Origin of the sequence: Paracraurococcus lichenis, from assembly GCF_030657435.1 — a bacterium.
GTDB classification, from domain to species: Bacteria; Pseudomonadota; Alphaproteobacteria; order Acetobacterales; family Acetobacteraceae; genus Paracraurococcus; species Paracraurococcus lichenis.
Genome location: NZ_JAUTWS010000414.1, coordinates 1 through 633 on the forward strand (window position 1 = coordinate 1; position 633 = coordinate 633).

General features: G+C 68.7%; 1 protein-coding gene. It reads left to right on the top strand.

Annotation, left to right across the window (positions count from 1 at the left end):
* Positions 1-607 (top strand): IS630 family transposase (locus tag Q7A36_RS40570; RefSeq protein WP_305109453.1); only part of this gene is annotated, 607 nt, incomplete at its 5' end.
* Positions 608-633 lie beyond the last annotated feature (26 nt).

Genomic DNA, 633 nt, shown 5'->3' on the forward strand with positions numbered 1-633 from the left:
TGAGCAGGACCCGGCTGCGGTGCGGCACTGGCTGCGGCGGGAGTACCCGGCGATCGCGGCGCGGGCCAAGGCAGAGGGCGGCGTGATCTTCTGGGGTGACGAGAGCGGCCTGCGCTCGGACGACGTGCGCGGCCGCAGCTATGCCCCGCGGGGCGAGACCCCGGTGGTCCGCCCCAATCACCGACGCGCCAATGTCGGCCTGATCTCGGCGGTGACCAACAGGGGCGAGGTGCGCTGGATGATCCTCAATGGCGCGATCAAGGCACCCACCCTGATCCGCTTCCTCGAGCGCCTGGTGCGCGACGCCGGGCGCAAGGTGTTCCTCATCCTCGACCGCTTGCAGGTGCACCAGGCACGGTTGGTCCGCGACTGGCTGGCGGGGCGCGAGGCTCAGATCGAGGTATTTCACCTTCCGGCCTACAGCCCCGAGCTCAACCCCGACGAGGGTGTGAACGGCGACGTCAAGCAGGTGGTCACCGCCAAGCCGCTGGCGCGTAGCAAGCCGCAGCTCAAGCGGACCGTCGTCAACCACATGCGCAGCCTGTCCAGGCGGCCCGAGCGCATTCGCGCTTTCTTCCGCCATCCGCAGTTCCGCTACGCAGCCTAGTTCAAGAACACCACGGCCGGCTCAAT